This is a genomic window from Caproiciproducens sp. LBM24188, assembly GCF_054130445.1.
In genome coordinates this window covers 690,302-707,343 of record NZ_CP196862.1, presented here as the reverse complement: position 1 = coordinate 707,343, position 17,042 = coordinate 690,302, and the positions used below count along the sequence as shown (strand labels likewise).

The window sequence follows — 17,042 nt, the reverse complement described above, 5'->3', positions numbered from 1 at the left end:
GAAATCAATGCGTGTTCCCCTCCCCGTTTTTTCGATCAGGTACGTTCAGCAGCGGCAGGTAAAGATAAATTGCGGTTCCAGCTCCGGGCTGACTCTCTATTTTCAGAAGACCCTTCTCGTTGTAAAAAAGGTTGATTTTTTCGATTAAACTGTAAAGCCCAAAACCGTTCTGCTTCTCATGGGACTGTTTGCTCAGGACTTCCTGAATTCGTTCCTGGGACATTCCAACTCCGTCGTCCTTCACGCTGAGAACCATACCAGGTTCCTGCCGTTTCGCCGTAATCCAGATGCTGCCCATACCATCCCGCGGGCGAATGCCATGATATACCGCGTTTTCGACCAGAGGCTGCAAAACCAGCTTTAAAACCGATTCCTGCCTTAAGCCTTCTTCAATTTCATAGTGCACAGCAATTTTATTATCAAACCGGATATTTAAAACGGTCATATAATTTCGAATGCATTCAAGCTCGCTCTGCAATGATACAATTTCGTACCCACCGCTCAGGCTGGTCCGGTAAAACGAACTGAGGGACTGTGTTAACGTGTAGGCTTTTTCCGTGTCCTCAATCAGCAAAAGGGCGCTCACGGCATCCAGTGCGTTATACAGAAAATGCGGCTTAATCTGCTCCTGAAGCAGGGCAACCTCGTGCTTTCGCTTCATTTTTTCTTTCTCTACGATGTCGTCCATTAAAGCGTCAATGGCCTCGATCATGCGGTTAAAAAAGAGCTGCAGCTGCGTGATTTCATCCCGGGATTTTTTCTTCCTCGTTTTGATCGGTACAAACTTGCCCTCTTCCGCCAACCGCATATGAGCGCACATATCCGCAAGGGGTTTGCCCACTCGTTTCGTAATATAAATCTGGCTCATATAAATCAAAACACAGGTCAAAAGGATCACTGGAATCACCAGCACCGAAGTGTTTTTAAAATTCAAGCTGCCTTCCACCGGGGTAACGCTTAAAAGGTATAAATCTGACAGTGCTGACTTCTTTTTGCATAGTATCTTGCTTTGATCCTTTGTATGAACAAGATTGAATTCCTTCCGGCTAAGTATGTAGTTCGGCAGGTCGGTGGATTCCTCTTTGGCGTTCGGGGTCCGGGCGATGACCGTTCCATTTTCAGAATAAAGATAAACCTGCGCGTTTTGTCCCATTTGGTTCCCGATAATTTCCCCCAAACGACTGGATGTGATATTAAAGATTATCGTCCCAATCTGCTGAAAGTCTGCAATGCTGTATACCGGGCGTACAAAAGACACAAACGGCTCCTTGTCTTTGGTCATTTCCACAACATCCCCGCCGTTATAAAAATATGTCATTTCACACTTACTGAAATCCTGATGCACCTGGGCAAGATCTTTGGCGAGCATGGCCGGGTATACATGATACAAATGCCATGAATTGGACATTAGGTAGTAGTTTTGCTCATTGTCTATATAGACAACCGAAATCAGGTCAAGGTCATTAATCAGAATTCTGGTCAGAGTATTGTTAATTGCAATTTGTCTGTTAAACTTATTAGGATCGCGAACCTGGCTTTCAAACTGCCGATTCAGCATAAGAATGTCAATAATATTATTCCACTTTTCAATGTTGGAGCTTAAGATACCATCCGCACCCTCCAGCTGCTGCGTGACCAGCTTTCGGTTATCCTCCTGTACGCTTTTCTGAATATAAATGCCCCACGGCAAAACAATCAGCAGCAAAATCAACAGCAAAACCGCGGTAAAGTAAATGATGATCCGAGTTTGAAGCTTTTGAGGTGTCCGCTTTTTCAATCGTCCGTTCATCGTCCTCATTACTCTTCAGCCCCTAAATTAAATTTCATGAAAGAAAGCTCATATTACTATGAGCTTTTCTTTCATCCCGTCTGGGTTTTCATTCATTTTACTGGATGTTGCCGACGTTTACAGTACAAATTGAGGTCTCCGGAAGCGCCATCTCACATATTTGTCCCCACAGCCGCAGCACAACCGGCAGAACTTTTGGGGTTCGGTTCAATAAAACAGCAGCCAGGGTACCGTCCGGGTTCCGGAAACACGTTGCTTCCAATTCATCCGTATATTTGCTGGAAGCAATTCTTCTGGCGCCGGGCATGATGTACCGGCTAAAATGCCCAATATATGTATAAGAGAGTTTTCTATACAGCATGGATTGCTCCGTATGATACATCACCGGCGCGTCACAAAAATTCCCCACATAATTCGGGCCGCCATTCTGGTCGAGCACAAGGTTCCAATCATAAAAAGCATTCATTCCCGCGTTTAAATTTCCAATGATATCGTGCGCGTAAATCTGGGCATTGCGGAGTTCATCATTTTTATTATAATGACTGTATTCCACGCAGCCCTCTGAAAAAATCAGTTTCTTTTCTGGGAACGTTTCCCTTAATAGTGAAACCACGTCAAAATGGTCACCGGAATACCAGTGGAAAGCGACTCCCCCTACCATAGAGGACGTTTTTTCATCGATAATATCACGGGCGCGTTCAAACGCCCGCTCTTTGTTATGATCCCAAATGCAGATGCTCACATCGTTGATGTTATTCTTTCGCATGGCAGGGTAAAGATGATCCCGGAGAAATTCTTTCTCCTCCTGCGCCGTATATTGGCAGGAATCCCACTTTTGAGCTGCCTTCGGCTCGTTCTGCACCGTAAGATACCGGACGGAAAAGCCGCGTCTTTTATATTCCAAAAGATAACGGCAGATGTAACTTGCCCATAAATCCCGGTACTCTGTTTTGAGAGAACCTCCACTTGTCTTTTGGCCATTGGTTTTCATAAAAGGAGGCGGGCTCCATGGGGTAAGCATTATCTCCAGCGATGTTCCGGCCGCCCGCTGTGCCGCTTCCAGCAAAGGGAAGATATACTGCTCTGCTCTGGACAGAGAAAAGTTTTTTAATTCTATGTCCTCCGGATCATTCATGGCGCTATAGCTTCCCAGTGAAAAATCGCAGCTGTCAATCGGGATGCGCACCATCCGGTAATGGTTGCTGCCCGCACCAAAATAGGCGTTCACCAGCTCTTTTTTACGGACCTCATCCATTTGGGAATACAGGTATCCCGATGCTTCCGTGATTGCGCCGCCAAAACCATCCCACACCTGATAATTTACATCCGGATACAGGTTAACAACATGGTTTTCGACCCCTGGGTCAGCCCGGAAAGGAATAATCCGTTGTGAGGAAACCGCCTTCCCGTTTTGATAGGCTGTTGTAAAGATTTTACTGTACATTGTTGCCCTCCGGGAATAAGTGATTTCCGTTTGACCGTATAACTTCACGGTACCATAGCGCGCTGTCTTTTAAAATGCGTTTCTGCGTCTGGAAATCCACATAAATCAGGCCGAACCGTTCATCATATCCTCTGGCCCATTCAAAATTATCCAATAACGACCATTGAAAATACCCGTCCACCTCATATCCTTCCTCTGCGGCGCGTTTCAGTTCCAACAGATAACGATGGAGGAAATCAATCCGGTTGGGATCGTGCACCTTTCCGTCCAAGGAAACCACGTCATGTGCAGACATCCCGTTTTCCGTAATCACAACCGGTTTGCCGTACCGCTCATAAAGGAATTTAACACACCAGTAAAGGCAGTCCGGCGTTACGGGCCAGCCAATGGCTGTTCTCGCATGGCCGGCGCCAAAAAGGGCCGGTTTCCAGCCGCCGTCTTCCGCCGCGCTGACCGGCGTGCCGTGGTAAATGTTCTGACCGAAAAAATCAATCGGCTGAGAAATCAGGCTTTTTTCTTCTTCAGTGAAAGGGACGTATTTCCCGTGGTACTGCCTTTGAAAAGCTTCGGGATAATCGCCGAAAAATACAGGGTCGCCCCACAGCGAAACACTGGACAGGACTTCTTCCGGGTCATCTGAAATATGGAAAGTTGCTTGCCGGGCAGCCTGAACATCGGCTTCGCTGGGGGAAGTTGGAATTTTAATTCCTCCACAGGCAGCCATCCCTATTTTTACTTCCCCGCCAAACTCGCGCAGTTTCCTCACTGCCCTCCCGTGAGCAAGCAATACGTTTTTGAGGCAAATCAGGCAGTCTTTCTCCGAAAGCCTTAATCCCGGCGCATGCACTCCCTGGCAGTGGCCAAGGCCGATAAAGCATTGCGGCTCGTTTATGGTAAAATAATTTCGGACACGGCCTTTAAAATGTTTCGCGATTTTTTCGGTGTACTCTTCGAACCACAAAGGACTGTCCGGATTCATCCACCCGCCGCGGTGATACAATGCGAGCGGATAGTCCCAATGAAACAACGTAACATACGGTTCAATCCCGTTTGCTAATAGTTCATCCACTAATGCATCGTAAAATTTCAGCCCCTGCACGTTCTCCCTTCCCGTTCCGTCCGGCAGAATACGGGGCCAAGAAATGGAAAACCGGTAAGCCTTGATTCCAATTTTCTTCATAAGTGCAATGTCTTCGCGGAATCGATGGTAATGGTCACAGGCAACATCACCTGTTTGCCCCTGAAAAACCGCGCCGGGCACTCTGCAGAAAGTGTCCCATACCGAAAGCCCCTTCCCATCCTCTTGGTAGGCTCCCTCTATCTGGTAGGAAGCGGTTGCTGCACCCCATATAAAATCCTTCTTAAAACCCATATTACAGATTCCTCCAAATAATGATAGCGTTATCATTATAAGCAATATGTACAACAAGTTCAATTAAGATGATCCATTTTGTGAATTTTTGTATCCTTGACTATGGTAATGTTATCATTTTTATGCGGTCAGGAAGTTACTGCCTGACCGACTGCCCCACCAGCAAAGTCGGCTGTATCAGCCTGCTGGTTTTTTCTGTTTTCCCATTCAGCCGGTCCAGCAAATCGGCAGCCAGCATTTTACCAACCTGGAAAATAGGCTGACGTATGGTTGTGATATGGGGTAGATTCAAAAGATGATACCCAAGTCCGTCATACCCAATCAGCGAGATATCGCGGCCAACTTCCAAGCCTGCTTTCCTTATGGCGGCAGCCGCTCCTATTGCGAGAATATCGGTTGCGCAGAAAATCGCTGAAAATTTTCCATGCAAAAGCAATTTTGCCGCCGCTTCCATTCCTCCCTGAATATGGTTCGGGGCAGAAATCACATTTTCTTCGCAAAACTCAGCTTTAAACTCGTCCAGTGCCTGTTTATAGCCGCAAAGCCGGTCTGTCGTGTAATCCTTTTTCTCATCCGTGTTGATCATGGCGATTTTTCTATGCCCGTTACGAAGCAGGTATTCCGCTGCCATTTTACCACCGGACACATTATCTACATCAATACAGTCTACATCCGATAATGCCGTATGCCCAAACAATACAAGCGGTCGGTTTCTCTCCCTCGCATAATGATAAAAATCCAATATTTCGTTTTTCAGCAGCCCAGTCACAATATAACCATCACATAAATGCTCCTGGTTTCGATTTCTTAAAATCAAAAACGAATACATGTGTTCGCTCAGCACTTCACTGATTCCTGCGATCAAATACATGACAAACGGATTGCTCAAATCCAGGCACTCGGGTATAAAGATATCGATAATTCCGGTGTGGTTGGTCACCAGATTTCTTGCCGCCACATTAGGAATATAGTGCATTGCCGCCATAATCTTTTTCACTTTTTCACGCGTTTCGGTTTTTACCGTTTCCGGGGCATTGATTACTCTGGACACGGTAATGGGCGCAACGCCTGCAGCGGCCGCAACTTCTTTTAAAGTAGCCATTACTCCTGCCTCCTATGGTAACGTTATCGTTTCTATCATATCAGGTTTTGCAGTGATAAACCAGAGCAGTGGAAAATTAATTAGATATGCTCGCAATAAATAAAACTAAGGATTCATACACGCTCCAGCGAAGAATGTGTAACCCTTAGCTTTTATTCCTCTCCTCCTCCAAAAATTGAAAGGGAGAAACAGAAACCGATTTACGACTCGAAATGATTAATTTTTGCTGATATGCATTTGGCGGAACTCTAAAGGCGTGTTGCCAATGGTATTTCGGAATACCGCGATAAAATGGCTTGCATCGGGGTAGCCAACCCGGTAACCAACTTGCTGAATTTCAAGTTCGGGATGAGTGATGAGCAGTTCTTTCGCCTTGTTCATGCGAAAATTTCGGAGGAACATCCCTGTTGACATTCCGAGAAAGCGATGAAATAACCGGGACAAATACTGCGGCGTAACATAAACGGTACCGGCCAGCCTACAGACCGTTAAGTCTTCGGAATAAGATGTTTCAATTTCTTTTATTACCGGCGCAACATATTGTTGATAAAGCGGATGATGTGTAAAATCCCGATACTTCCGCAGGCGCTGAATATTGATTAAAAAAGAATAGCAGCCGATTGAAAGCCGCACCGGGTCAATTTGATGCGATTCATAGCAGGCGATTGTTTGGTCAATCCAATTTTGAAACGAAAATTCCGCGGTATCCTGCGCCAGAATGTACGGTTCATACCCAACAATTTTATTAATGCCGGAAGCAAGTTCCCCCGCAAAGGTTACAAACGAGGTGGTCCACTCCCCTTCTTTCGAATAATACACGTGGGGAACAAACGGCGCAATCAAAATGCCGCACCCCTGCGGCAGGACCAGCCGTTTTCCGCTCAAGTCAATTTCTCCAACGCCACGATTTGTTTGCAGCCAGTGATAATGGGGATAGCCCCTGGCACGCCGCACATGCTCCTGATTCCATTGGTTGCCAATACTGTCAACCGTAAGTGGAAGGTTGTGTGGGGATAAGCTAAAATAGATCGGCATGTTACATCCACCTTGTTTCGAAATGTTATATTATTTAGCTTAACCTATTATACCTTGTTTTGATTGTTTCCCCTATAATAAAATCATTCGATTTAAAATAATGCCAAACTGGAGGCAAATGGATGGAAAAAGTATTTCAGCAAATTTTATACGGCGGGGACTACAATCCTAACCAATGGCCGAAAGAAATCTGGACCGAGGATATGCACTTCTTCCGCGATGCGCATATAAACAGCGTAACCATCAATGTATTCTCGTGGGCAAAAATTCAACCCGCAGAGGATACCTACAATTTTGACGAGCTGGATGAGATCATCGAGATGCTCAGCAGGGAAAATTACAACATTGTTCTGGCTACTTCCACCGCCGCTGTGCCCGCGTGGATGGTGAAAAAGTATCCGGAGGTCATGCGGACCGACTACGAGGGACGCCACCACAAATTTGGGCAGCGCCACAACGCCTGCCCGAACAGTTTGGTCTATCAAAAATTCGCACGCCGCATGGCGGAAAAGCTGGCGGAACGTTACGGCAGCAACAAGCATGTGGTTTGCTGGCATGTCAACAATGAATACGGCGGAGAATGTTTTTGTGAAAACTGTGAAAAGGCGTTTCGGGTCTGGCTGAAACAAAAGTACAAGACCCTTGAGGCACTGAATCAAGCATGGAATCTGGAATTCTGGGGACACACAATTTACGACTGGGATGAAATCGTGCTTCCCAACGCCCTGAGCGAGGAACTTGGCCCCAACAAAACAGCCTTCGCGGGCATCTCCATCGATTACCGCCGCTTTAACTCCGACAGCATACTTGAAAACTTCAAAATGGAGCGCGACGCCATCCGCCGCTTTGATGCGAACACGCCAATTACAACCAATCTGATGGGCACCTACAAAAATCTAGATTATTTTAAATGGGCAAAAGAAATGGATATTGTGTCGTGGGACAACTACCCTGCTTACAACACGCCGTGGAGCCTGGTGGCGATGAGCCACGACTTAATGCGGGGGTTAAAAGGCAGACCGTTCATGCTGATGGAACAAACGCCAAGCCAGCAAAACTGGCAGCCGTACAACTCCCTGAAAAAGCCCGGCCAAATGCGGGCGCAAAGTTACCAAACACTGGCCCACGGCGCGGACACCATCCAGTTTTTCCAGCTTCGCCGTTCCGTCGGCGGCTGTGAAAAATTCCATGGCGCGGTCATTGAGCATGTGGGTACAAAGAACACCCGGGTCTTCCGCGAAGTGGCTCAGCTGGGCAAAGAACTCGCGGCATTAGGCGATCAGTTTTTGGGTGCGGAGAACCCTGCTCAGGTTGGCATTATTTTCGATTGGGATAATTACTGGGCACTGGAATATACCAGTGGCCCCAGCCAGGATTTGAAGTATGTGGATCAAATCCACCAATATTACAGCTATTTTTATAAGAGAAACATTCCTGTGGATATAATTCCGGTAGACGCAGATTTCTCCCGGTACAAAGCTGTTGTTGCCCCGGTCTTGTATATGGTAAAAGACGGCATGCAGGAAGCACTGGAAACATATGTGAAAAACGGCGGAACTTTGGTGACGGGTTTCATGAGCGGCCTTGTGGATCAATCGGACAATATCCACCTTGGCGGGTATCCCGGTCCCCTGCGCAAGATGGCCGGAATCTGGGTGGAAGAAATTGATGCACTTGCGCCGGAGCAAACCAACACCTTGAAATTTACCGACGGAACCACGTCAACCTGTAATCTGCTGTGCGACATCATTCATCTGGAAGGTGCGACCAGTTTGGCCGATTACACCAGCAATTTTTATGCAGACTCGCCGGCTGTGACCAAACATGAATTCGGCCGGGGGAATACATTCTATGTTGGAACGCAGCTTCCTGAGGAAGCATTGGCGAAAGTGTTGGACCAGGTTGTGAATGCTGCCCTCGTTTCTCCGGTTATAGACGAAGCCACAGAATTGGAAGTAACCTGCCGCACCATCGGTCAAAGACGCTATTATTTCATCATCAACCTAACGGACCGGACCCTTCCCCTTCCGAAAGAATTCGAGGGGAAAACGGATCTTTTGTCCGGCAATCTTTTAAGCGCAGCGGAACACTTGAGTCCATATGATGTGCTGTTGGTACGTGAGGAGTAATCCACATATAAATTCACGGGGCCGGTTTGTCGGGTGTGACAGACCGGCCCCTGCGTTTATGATTTTGAGGAAATCCAATCACAGGGGCCTATAAAATCAAAATGATTCTTTTTGGAGATTACGGTAGAAATCCCGTATGGTTTCCAATGCAGGAAGGCGGTTCCCCCGATAATCAAACAGCGCCTGATTCGCCCATTCGTTCCCGCCGCTGCCCGTTTCGCCGATATATTTGCAGCCTGGTTCAAGCGCCCAAGCGGAACCTTCTACCGGAAGCCACGCCGGTTCCCAGTAGATAAACCCACGCCCCAACTGGCCGGGGACATCATGAATTTTCTTCATCAGTGCACGAAGAAAGTCGGCCTGCCCTTGGGGTGTTGCCGGGAACGGCACCCGTTTCGCAAGTTCCGGCGTTACGGCTAAACCACGCCCGACGGCGGCCGCGCGCTCCGACTTACTTAAATAATCTTCCAGTGTAAACGCCATGCTGGTTTCTGCAACAATCATCGCTTTGCCATAGCGCTGCGCCAGGTCATTCATGTTATTCTGAAGATCTTCCAGCGACCCATGCCAGAAGGGATAATAGCTTAAGCCAATCAAGTCAAAATCTGAACCGTCATACTCAAAATAGCGGTCGAACCATGCGCGGTAAAGGTCGTTTCGGCCGCCGTTGTCCAAATGTATCATAACCAGTATTGTTTCCGAAACTTCTTTTACTGCATGTATACCGGCACTGACCAGCCTGGCAATTTCCGCGGGTCCCGGTTTCTTTTCCTTTGACCAAAGCAAACCATTTGTAATTTCATTCCCGACAGAAACAATATGCGGCAGCAGTTTTTGATTCTCTAAACTTTGCAGCGTTTCCTTTGTGTAACAATATACGGCCTGCTCCAGTTCTGCACCGCACATGCCGCGCCAGGCTTTGGGCAAATACTGCTTTTGCGGGTCCGTCCAAAAATCTGAGTAGTGAAAGTCCAGCAACCAGTCCATCCCCAACTCTGCCGCCCGCCTGGCAAGGCGCACCGTACGGGGAAAATCGTTCGTACCGCCACCATACGGTTCCCCGGACTCGGAATAAGGATTGTTCCAAAGACGAAGACGGATCAGATTTGCGCCGTAGTGTTTCAGAATCTGTATCACGTCTTCTTCCTTCCCACGGTCAAAGAACCGGCCTCCGCACTGCTCCACCTCTTCCAACGAGGAACAGTCCATTCCAACATACCATTGTTTCATTCCACACACTCCTGCTATATAACAGTAATTGCAGCCAATCGGTGCAGATTGGCTGCAATTATTCTAATCGTCAAACTTCTCAAAATCATCGAGTTCGTACCGCTTGCACATATCGCGGTAACGAAAGCGAGCCATTTCGTTTTTTTCCAGAACATCTTTCTCGTTACCGGTATACTGGCAGCGTATGCAATAGAATTCGTCCTTTTCCTTATCGTAAAACATATCGATGTCCAAATCACGCATAAAGCAGGATGGGCAGCGATAGTTTAATCGGCCTTTTCCAGATTGAGCCATGTTGTGAAGACCTCCCCATTTTTCAATTTCCCGGTGTAGCCAAGCGTAAACATGGGGCTGAATGCGTAACCCTCTTTAAAATATCCCGTTTTCTCTCTTCCCTGGCAGGTCAGAGAAACGCGAGTATCAATCGGTGGAAGAATGCAGGCCGTATAATCGGCGCCATCCATTGACTGCTCGCGGCATTTGTATGCAAACGCCAGCTTCGTTTTTACATCATCTTTCGCGAGTTCCAGGGTCAGTGGTGTCATGTCCTCCGGATACTCGGTGGTACCATAGCATGCAACCATGTATTCATCAATGGATACCTCGGCATTTGGGTCGCTCATCTCTATAATTTTGCGGTCAAAGCGAATCCGGCTGCTGCCCTCTTCAAATGTAATGACTGTCTGTAATTTTATGGTCAAGTCCGAAAATTCAATCTCCACAGGGTCTAAAGTGAGGATCCGGCACTTGCCTTCCTGTGTAAAATGTGCCTTCGTGCGGCACAGGCAAAGGTCAACCTGTTCTCCGTTATGTACCATCTTCGCACTGCGCACGGTTCCTTCGCCGGCGTAATGCGTAAAATAGCCTGCGCGGTATTTTTCCTGAATTAGGAACGGATAACTGGCGTTCTGCACATGCTTTGTCCCGATTCCGACCGGCCAGTCAATTTTTGCGACATAGGGTCTTAAGTCAACCACTGCTCCGCCCTCATCCATATTGACGCAGGCGCGCATATAGGGGTCACAGTACCAAAACACCTGTTTTTTGCTGCCATAGAGGATATCCCGCCAAAGCGCACACTCCGGCTCTGTATAATTTTTTTTCATCCGGTAGTAGTCGGCGAACTCGCTCATGGTCATATCGGCAAGTTTGCCTTCCTTCTTTAATTGGCCATAATAGGCACATCCATCGCTATACGCTTTGTACAGCAACTCATAGGGGGCTTCCCACCGGCCCATTTTATTCATCCAGCCCGGGCCGACAAACATCATGTTATAAGAATAACCATTGTTAAACTTCGCCTGATAACGGAATTGATCAATCAGATTATACAGATACGGATACTCCCCATCCCGGTAAATCATACCACGCAGAACATTTTGCGGGTGCGTGCCGAAGTTGGAACCATTGCCGTCATAGCACGCAATCAAATCACGGCTTAAATGCGGAATGGCGACAATACCGCTGTCTTCCGCCGCGTTGGCAGCCGGTGCATGCGAGTTCGCCTTCGACGGAATCCACGGGGCCCACGGGCCTCCGTCCAGAAAAGTATACCAACTGTTGTTGCAGGTATGGTACGCCTTCGGACCCTCTTCCCAGCAAGTGGCCACGGCACATTTGACGGTCGGATAAGTTTCTTTGATGTAGTTAATCAGTTCCGCATCCATAAAATAGGAACCGGTCGATTCTGGGTAAAAGCCAAAGCATTCATGGAACTTTTCAAAAACATCGCGCACAATCGTCTTTTTATCTTCCAAGGAAAACATCCAAATGCAAAAGTCCTTGGTTTTGTACTTTTCGCGGAATTCCTTGCAGGGCAAACCCAGAAGGGTCAATGCAATTTCGTCCCCATATTGTTTGTGATGTTCCTTGGCAAGACGAACCGCTTCCTCATTGAAAAGGCTTGAATAGGTCATTTGAATCGTGGTCTTCAGCCCATTTTCATGGGCCAGGCGCTGCTGGGTTTTGAAAATATCCAGGCTCTCTGTAAGGAGGGACTTTCGCCCGATATCTTCCGCCTTACCGCGGCCGGTTATTTTTTCAGCATACTCCGGCACCATTTCGGGCCGGTGAATCAAGTTTAAAATCATTTTGTCCATATATAAATCCCTTTCATGTGGAACGTAAAGAGCTTACGAGCACGGACTTCGCTATCCGGTATCCCACGGAATCGAATCCTACATGACCGTGGGTACCCAGTGCCCTGCATCGAATTTGGCCGGAAACCAGGACTTCCCCGGTTACAACAACCCGGTTCTTCAATTCCTTAAGCCGAAAAGAATGCTGCTCATTCGTAAAACATGATTTTTTACACGTCTATGGTGTTTATTTCGATTGATACCTTGCTCTTATTTCACGGAGCCTGTAATGCCCTGTGCAAACTGTTTTTGAAGAACAAAGAAAATTAGAACCGTAGGCAGCGTGCAGAACAAAACTGCAAGCATTAACACACCGTAGTCCGTAACATAACCAGATTTCAAGCCGGCAATCAACATCGGTATAGTAATGCTGTCGTTCTTCAGCATAATCACCTTCGGCCACAGGTAGCTGTTCCATGCGTTCATAAAGGTAATGGTCATAGCAGCCGCAAATGTGGATTTCTGCGTCGGGATATACATCCTCAAAAAAATCTGTAATTCACCCAAACCATCAATTCTGGACGCTTCAATAATATCGTGCGGGAAAGAGCGGGAATTTTGACGGAACAGCATAATCATAAACGGCGTAGAAATGGTTGGTAAAATAAAGCCAGCTGTTGTATTGAGCAGCCCCATCTCGGAACACATTTGATAAAGCGGAATCATGGTGGCCGCAAAGGGGACCATCATCGCCAGCAAAATCACCGAAAACAACCGGTCCTTCGCCTTATTGTGATACACTTCGAAGCCATAGCCTGCCAACGAGCAAACCACCAGACAGAAGAACGTTAAGGTAACGGAATATTTGAACGAATTCCACATAGCCGTCCAAAGGTTGGTGCCCGCAATCAGTTTTTTATAGTTTTCCGCAATATAGGTGCCGGGAATCAGCGTGCCCGAAACGACATCAACGCTTTTGTTTGTAGATGCAACAAACATCCAAAACAGTGGGAATACGGAAATAATACAAACGATAATCAGAAAGATATAGTTTCCAACACTGACATCTTTGGGATTTTTATGTTTTCTGGTTTGATTAGTCACGCGTATCACCCACTTTCATTTGCAGGAACGCCAAAACAGCCACAATGACCAGAATCACATAGGAAATCGCCGCTGCATATCCAAAGTTCGGCATGTACTTAAACGACAGGTTATAGATGTAATGGGACAAGGTAATGGAGGCGTTTGCCGGTCCGCCGCTGGTAATGTTGACAGATTCATCGAACAGCTGAAGCGTTCCGTTGGTAGACATGATTGCGGTCAACAAAATCATAGGCTTTAAAAGCGGTACCGTAATCTTCCAGAAGGTCTGCGATTTGGACGCACCATCCAGCTTTGCCGCTTCGTAAACCGATGAATCGATGTTTTGCAAACCGGACAGATAGAAAACCATGTTGTATCCGGTCCAGCGCCAGATTAATGCGATAATAATCACAATGCGTGCGCTGTTCGGATGCCCGAGGAAGTTGTACGCGGTCGAGAGGATTCCCAAATGAATCAGGACCGTATTAATATAACCGTTGATGGCAAACAAGGTGCGGAAAATGATGGAGTACGATACGAGCGAAGTTGCGCAGGGCAGGAAAATCAGGGTGCGGAAAAGCCCTTTGCATTTGAGCGACGGTTTGTTCAGGATGGATGCCAAAATCAATGCCAGAATCAGCATGATAGGAACCTGAATCAACAGGTAAATGAAGGTATTCAAAAGCGCTTGAATAAAAACTTTATCCTGAACCAAACGGGTATAGTTATAGACCCCCGCCCACTTCATATTGTTGCTGACACCCGTCTTGAATGACAGGATCAGCGCCTGAATCATAGGATAAAAGCTCATTACAACGATTAGGAGCGCAGCCGGGAAGATATAGATCCAGCCAGCCAATGACTGGCGTCTTTTGAGCGTAAGCCGATGGCCAGAATCCTGCGTGGAAGGTAAAACGGCCGCCTTGCTGCTCCCCGTATCGCTATTTGCATCGTAATTTTTTCGCATTATCTTCACGGGAAGATCCCCTTTTCATAAATAATGTGAATATACGGCGGAAAATACCGCGCGGTATTCTCCGCCGTACAACAATCATGAAATGATTATTCCGGAAAAGTTAATTTTTGCCCATGCTGAAATTCACAGTATCCTCTGCTTCCTGGAATGCTGTTTTGGCATCGGTACCGGACTGAATTTTAACGATTGCGTTGCAGACCGCATCGCGGGCATCGTAATAGTACGCACCGCCATTGATTGCCGGAACATGGCTTGCATATTCGGTAATGATCTGCATAATCGGCTGACCACCGAAGAATTCGTTTGGCTGGCTGTAAACGGAGGATTTCGCCGCCGGCAGATAAGTTGCCAGAACGCCTGCATTCGCAACACCATCATACAGGTCGGTGGAACCTGCGAATGTCTTTGCGAAGAAGTCTGCCGCAAGATCTACATTCTTGCAATTAGAAGTAACCGCCCAGGTGGACCCGCCGTTATTCGAGTAGTTGGTTGCGCCTTTCACGCCATCCAAGGAAGGAATATTAGTAATCTTCCATTTTCCTTTCTGATCCTCGGCTTTCTGTATGGTGGCCGCAATCCAGCAGCCGGTCATGGTGCCTGCAACAGAACCGCTTGTGAAAGAGTCCGTGTAGCCGGACCAGTCGGTGCACTCGATGCAGGTTCCGTCCTTCAGCATCTGCATATATGTATCTGCTACTTTGTAAAGAACGTCATTATTCACAATATTGACATTGCCCTGCGCATCAAACAAAGAGGCACCGGCGGACTGCAGCATCATATTGATAATATCGGAAGAACCCGCCTGGCAGGAAAGAAGTGGTTTTCCGGTCTTTTGGAGAACATCCTTCGCCTGCTTTAACCAGGTTGACCATGTGATGTTCGTGAACTGATCAATGGTATAACCAGCTTGTTCCAAAATATCGGTTCGATAACCGTAAATGACAGCGCCGTTGTCAAACGGCACACCGTAGTTTTTGCCGTCTACCACCGAATACTTGGTTTTTCCTTCCGCAAACTTGCTGTAATCAATTTTGTTGGTCAGGTCCACAAAAACATCGGGGTAGCCCTTATAGTTTTTCTGGAATGCGTTATCCTGAATCAGGATAATATCCGGCAGCTGAGAGTAATCTTTCGAAGAAGCAATCGTGGATAATTTTGTCTGAACGGTATCCCAGTCCCCTTGGTCGACCACTTCCAGTTCAAAATTCGGGTCGGTCTTCTTGTAAATTTCAGCGGCTTTATTCATGGCAGCACCATTGAAATTCATATCCCAGCACCAAACGGTTAGTTTATGGCTTGCTGTGTCGGCTGTAGATGAGGGTGCGCTTGTGGCTGCACTAGCAGCGGATGAGTTGCTGTTAGCCTGGCCGCACCCAGAAAGTAACCCGGCAGTCAGAGCGAGAGTAAGCAACATCGCGATGACCTTTTTCATACTCACTGTCTCCTTCATAAATAATTCGGTCCATTCGATTGCCTATAGCGCAACCGGTTGTCCTTGATAGAGTACAATAAAGTTCGCAATTTCGCGAAGGTATAGAAAAGCCATTGGGACTCCGATAAAATGAATGGTATCGAGACATTCAAAGAAGGAGTTGGCCCCAATGACTCAAGGAAAGAATAACACAGATCTTACGGAATTGCTACTGAAATGTATGGCGGAGCCCGACCCGATGCTCAGTATGCTGGAATGGCTCTGCGCTCAACTGATGGAGGCGGAGGTTTCCGGCCTTGTGGGAGCGGAAAAGAATGCGCATAATCCGTCTCGAAGCGACTACCGCTGCGGATATCGCCCCCGGCGGCTGGATGCTCGCGTAGGGACGATGTATCTCATGGTGCCAAAGCTGCGCAGTCAGGGATACATCCCTTTCTTTGTCACGGAACGCAAACGCAGCGAGGCGGCGCTGATACAGGTTATTCAGGAGGCGTTCGTGCAGGGCGTGTCTACACGGAAGATGGAAAAGCTGGCTCACAGTCTGGGGATAGAGAACCTCTCCCGCAGTCAGGTCAGTGAGATGACAAAAGGACTCAATGAACAGGTACAGGAATTTCGCAACCATTCTCTGACGGATACTCGTTATCCTGTCATTTGGACGGATGCCCTGTACGAAAAAGTCCGTATGGATGGCCGTGTCGTCAGCATGGCGGTGATGGTTGTCTGCGGCGTCAACGAGCAAGGACACAGGGACATTCTCGCCGTAGAACCGATGCTGGATGAATCCAAAGAGAGCTATTCCCAGTTGTTTCAAAGTCTTTTGGATCGCGGTTTGAAAACGCCGCTGCTGGTGGTTTCCGATGCGAACAAAGGGCTGATTGCCGCCATCCGAGAAAGTTTTCCCGGCGCATCCTGGCAGCGCTGCAAAGTGCATTTCATGCGAAATATTCTGGCTCATATACCGCAGAAAGAAAAAGAATCCTTTGCAGCCCAACTAAAAGAAATCTGGCTGGCACCTTCTCTCCAATTAGCCCAACAGCGCGCAAAGCAGTTGTCGGAGCAATATGGGAAGCGGTTTCCCAAGGCAATCGAGCTTCTGGAAGATGGGCTGGAGGACTCACTGGCTTTCTATGCATTCCCCGAGCTTGATGCCCGTAAAATTTCATCGACCAATATGCTGGAACGGCTGAACAAGGAAATCCGGCGCAGAACCAACGTCGTTGGGATATTTCCAAACAACGATTCCTACTTGCGGCTGGTAACAACATATCTCATGGAATACGCTGAAGATTGGTCCGTTTCCAGAGCATATTTGAATCCTAAATCGATTCAGACACTTCTGCTAAACGCAGCTTAATTTATTTCGTGG

General features: G+C 47.4%; 13 protein-coding genes. 2 read left to right on the top strand and 11 right to left on the bottom strand.

The genetic code is table 11. The features are described from left to right. Window positions 1-4: 4 nt before the first annotated feature. From ACSVDI_RS03235 to ACSVDI_RS03215, 5 genes are all read right to left on the bottom strand, one after another. The gene (locus tag ACSVDI_RS03235; RefSeq protein ID WP_457944691.1) at window positions 5-1,798 is read right to left on the bottom strand and encodes a sensor histidine kinase; all 1,794 of its coding nucleotides are present in this window, start codon (window positions 1,796-1,798) and stop codon (window positions 5-7) included. Window positions 1,799-1,886: 88 nt separating this feature from the next. Then, the gene (locus tag ACSVDI_RS03230) at window positions 1,887-3,233 is read right to left on the bottom strand and encodes a glycoside hydrolase family 30 protein (RefSeq protein WP_457944689.1); all 1,347 of its coding nucleotides are present in this window, start codon (window positions 3,231-3,233) and stop codon (window positions 1,887-1,889) included. Beyond that, entirely contained in the window at window positions 3,223-4,605 is a 1,383-nt protein-coding gene (locus ACSVDI_RS03225; RefSeq protein ID WP_457944687.1) for a GH1 family beta-glucosidase, read from the bottom strand. The genes ACSVDI_RS03230 and ACSVDI_RS03225 overlap by 11 nt, the downstream gene beginning before the upstream one ends. A gap of 136 nt (window positions 4,606-4,741) precedes the next feature. Continuing rightward, complete coding sequence (locus ACSVDI_RS03220) at window positions 4,742-5,707, bottom strand: LacI family DNA-binding transcriptional regulator (RefSeq protein ID WP_416201274.1); 966 nt, start codon at window positions 5,705-5,707, stop codon at window positions 4,742-4,744. Window positions 5,708-5,923: 216 nt separating this feature from the next. After that, window positions 5,924-6,742, bottom strand: a complete 819-nt coding sequence (locus ACSVDI_RS03215) for an AraC family transcriptional regulator (protein WP_457944685.1) — start codon at window positions 6,740-6,742, stop codon at window positions 5,924-5,926. Window positions 6,743-6,864: 122 nt separating this feature from the next. On the opposite strand from ACSVDI_RS03215, the gene ACSVDI_RS03210 reads away from it, so the two are divergent. Then, on the top strand, window positions 6,865-8,871 hold the full coding sequence (locus tag ACSVDI_RS03210; protein WP_457944683.1) for a beta-galactosidase: 2,007 nt from the start codon (window positions 6,865-6,867) through the stop codon (window positions 8,869-8,871). A 96-nt stretch (window positions 8,872-8,967) separates the two neighbouring features. Here the strand turns inward: ACSVDI_RS03210 and ACSVDI_RS03205 are convergent, their stop codons facing one another. The 6 genes from ACSVDI_RS03205 to ACSVDI_RS03180 form a co-directional block, all read right to left on the bottom strand. Continuing rightward, window positions 8,968-10,101, bottom strand: a complete 1,134-nt coding sequence (locus tag ACSVDI_RS03205) for a glycoside hydrolase family 53 protein (protein WP_457944681.1) — start codon at window positions 10,099-10,101, stop codon at window positions 8,968-8,970. 63 nt (window positions 10,102-10,164) lie between these two features. Further along, complete coding sequence (locus ACSVDI_RS03200) at window positions 10,165-10,395, bottom strand: hypothetical protein (RefSeq protein WP_416201278.1); 231 nt, start codon at window positions 10,393-10,395, stop codon at window positions 10,165-10,167. Beyond that, window positions 10,368-12,200, bottom strand: coding sequence for a hypothetical protein (locus tag ACSVDI_RS03195; RefSeq protein WP_457944679.1), 1,833 nt, complete (start codon window positions 12,198-12,200; stop codon window positions 10,368-10,370). Before ACSVDI_RS03195 ends, ACSVDI_RS03200 begins: the two co-directional genes overlap by 28 nt. A 249-nt stretch (window positions 12,201-12,449) precedes the next feature. After that, window positions 12,450-13,283, bottom strand: a complete 834-nt coding sequence (locus ACSVDI_RS03190; RefSeq protein ID WP_457944677.1) for a carbohydrate ABC transporter permease — start codon at window positions 13,281-13,283, stop codon at window positions 12,450-12,452. Next, window positions 13,276-14,232, bottom strand: coding sequence for a carbohydrate ABC transporter permease (locus ACSVDI_RS03185; protein ID WP_457945592.1), 957 nt, complete (start codon window positions 14,230-14,232; stop codon window positions 13,276-13,278). Before ACSVDI_RS03185 ends, ACSVDI_RS03190 begins: the two co-directional genes overlap by 8 nt. Window positions 14,233-14,341: 109 nt before the next feature. Further along, window positions 14,342-15,673, bottom strand: a complete 1,332-nt coding sequence (locus ACSVDI_RS03180) for an ABC transporter substrate-binding protein (RefSeq protein WP_457944675.1) — start codon at window positions 15,671-15,673, stop codon at window positions 14,342-14,344. A gap of 169 nt (window positions 15,674-15,842) precedes the next feature. Here ACSVDI_RS03180 and ACSVDI_RS03175 point away from each other — a divergent pair, with 169 nt between their 5' ends. Further along, the gene (locus ACSVDI_RS03175; RefSeq protein WP_457944673.1) at window positions 15,843-17,030 is read left to right on the top strand and encodes an IS256 family transposase; all 1,188 of its coding nucleotides are present in this window, start codon (window positions 15,843-15,845) and stop codon (window positions 17,028-17,030) included. Window positions 17,031-17,042: the final 12 nt, after the last annotated feature.

Coding starts and splice junctions, on each gene's coding strand:
- ACSVDI_RS03235 (WP_457944691.1), bottom strand. CDS start 1,798: ATGAGGACGATGAACGGACGATTGAAAAAGCGGACACCTCAAAAGCTT.
- ACSVDI_RS03230 (WP_457944689.1), bottom strand. CDS start 3,233: ATGTACAGTAAAATCTTTACAACAGCCTATCAAAACGGGAAGGCGGTT.
- ACSVDI_RS03225 (WP_457944687.1), bottom strand. CDS start 4,605: ATGGGTTTTAAGAAGGATTTTATATGGGGTGCAGCAACCGCTTCCTAC.
- ACSVDI_RS03220 (WP_416201274.1), bottom strand. CDS start 5,707: ATGGCTACTTTAAAAGAAGTTGCGGCCGCTGCAGGCGTTGCGCCCATT.
- ACSVDI_RS03215 (WP_457944685.1), bottom strand. CDS start 6,742: ATGCCGATCTATTTTAGCTTATCCCCACACAACCTTCCACTTACGGTT.
- ACSVDI_RS03210 (WP_457944683.1), top strand. CDS start 6,865: ATGGAAAAAGTATTTCAGCAAATTTTATACGGCGGGGACTACAATCCT.
- ACSVDI_RS03205 (WP_457944681.1), bottom strand. CDS start 10,101: ATGAAACAATGGTATGTTGGAATGGACTGTTCCTCGTTGGAAGAGGTG.
- ACSVDI_RS03200 (WP_416201278.1), bottom strand. CDS start 10,395: ATGGCTCAATCTGGAAAAGGCCGATTAAACTATCGCTGCCCATCCTGC.
- ACSVDI_RS03195 (WP_457944679.1), bottom strand. CDS start 12,200: ATGGACAAAATGATTTTAAACTTGATTCACCGGCCCGAAATGGTGCCG.
- ACSVDI_RS03185 (WP_457945592.1), bottom strand. CDS start 14,232: ATGCGAAAAAATTACGATGCAAATAGCGATACGGGGAGCAGCAAGGCG.
- ACSVDI_RS03180 (WP_457944675.1), bottom strand. CDS start 15,673: ATGAAAAAGGTCATCGCGATGTTGCTTACTCTCGCTCTGACTGCCGGG.
- ACSVDI_RS03175 (WP_457944673.1), top strand. CDS start 15,843: ATGACTCAAGGAAAGAATAACACAGATCTTACGGAATTGCTACTGAAA.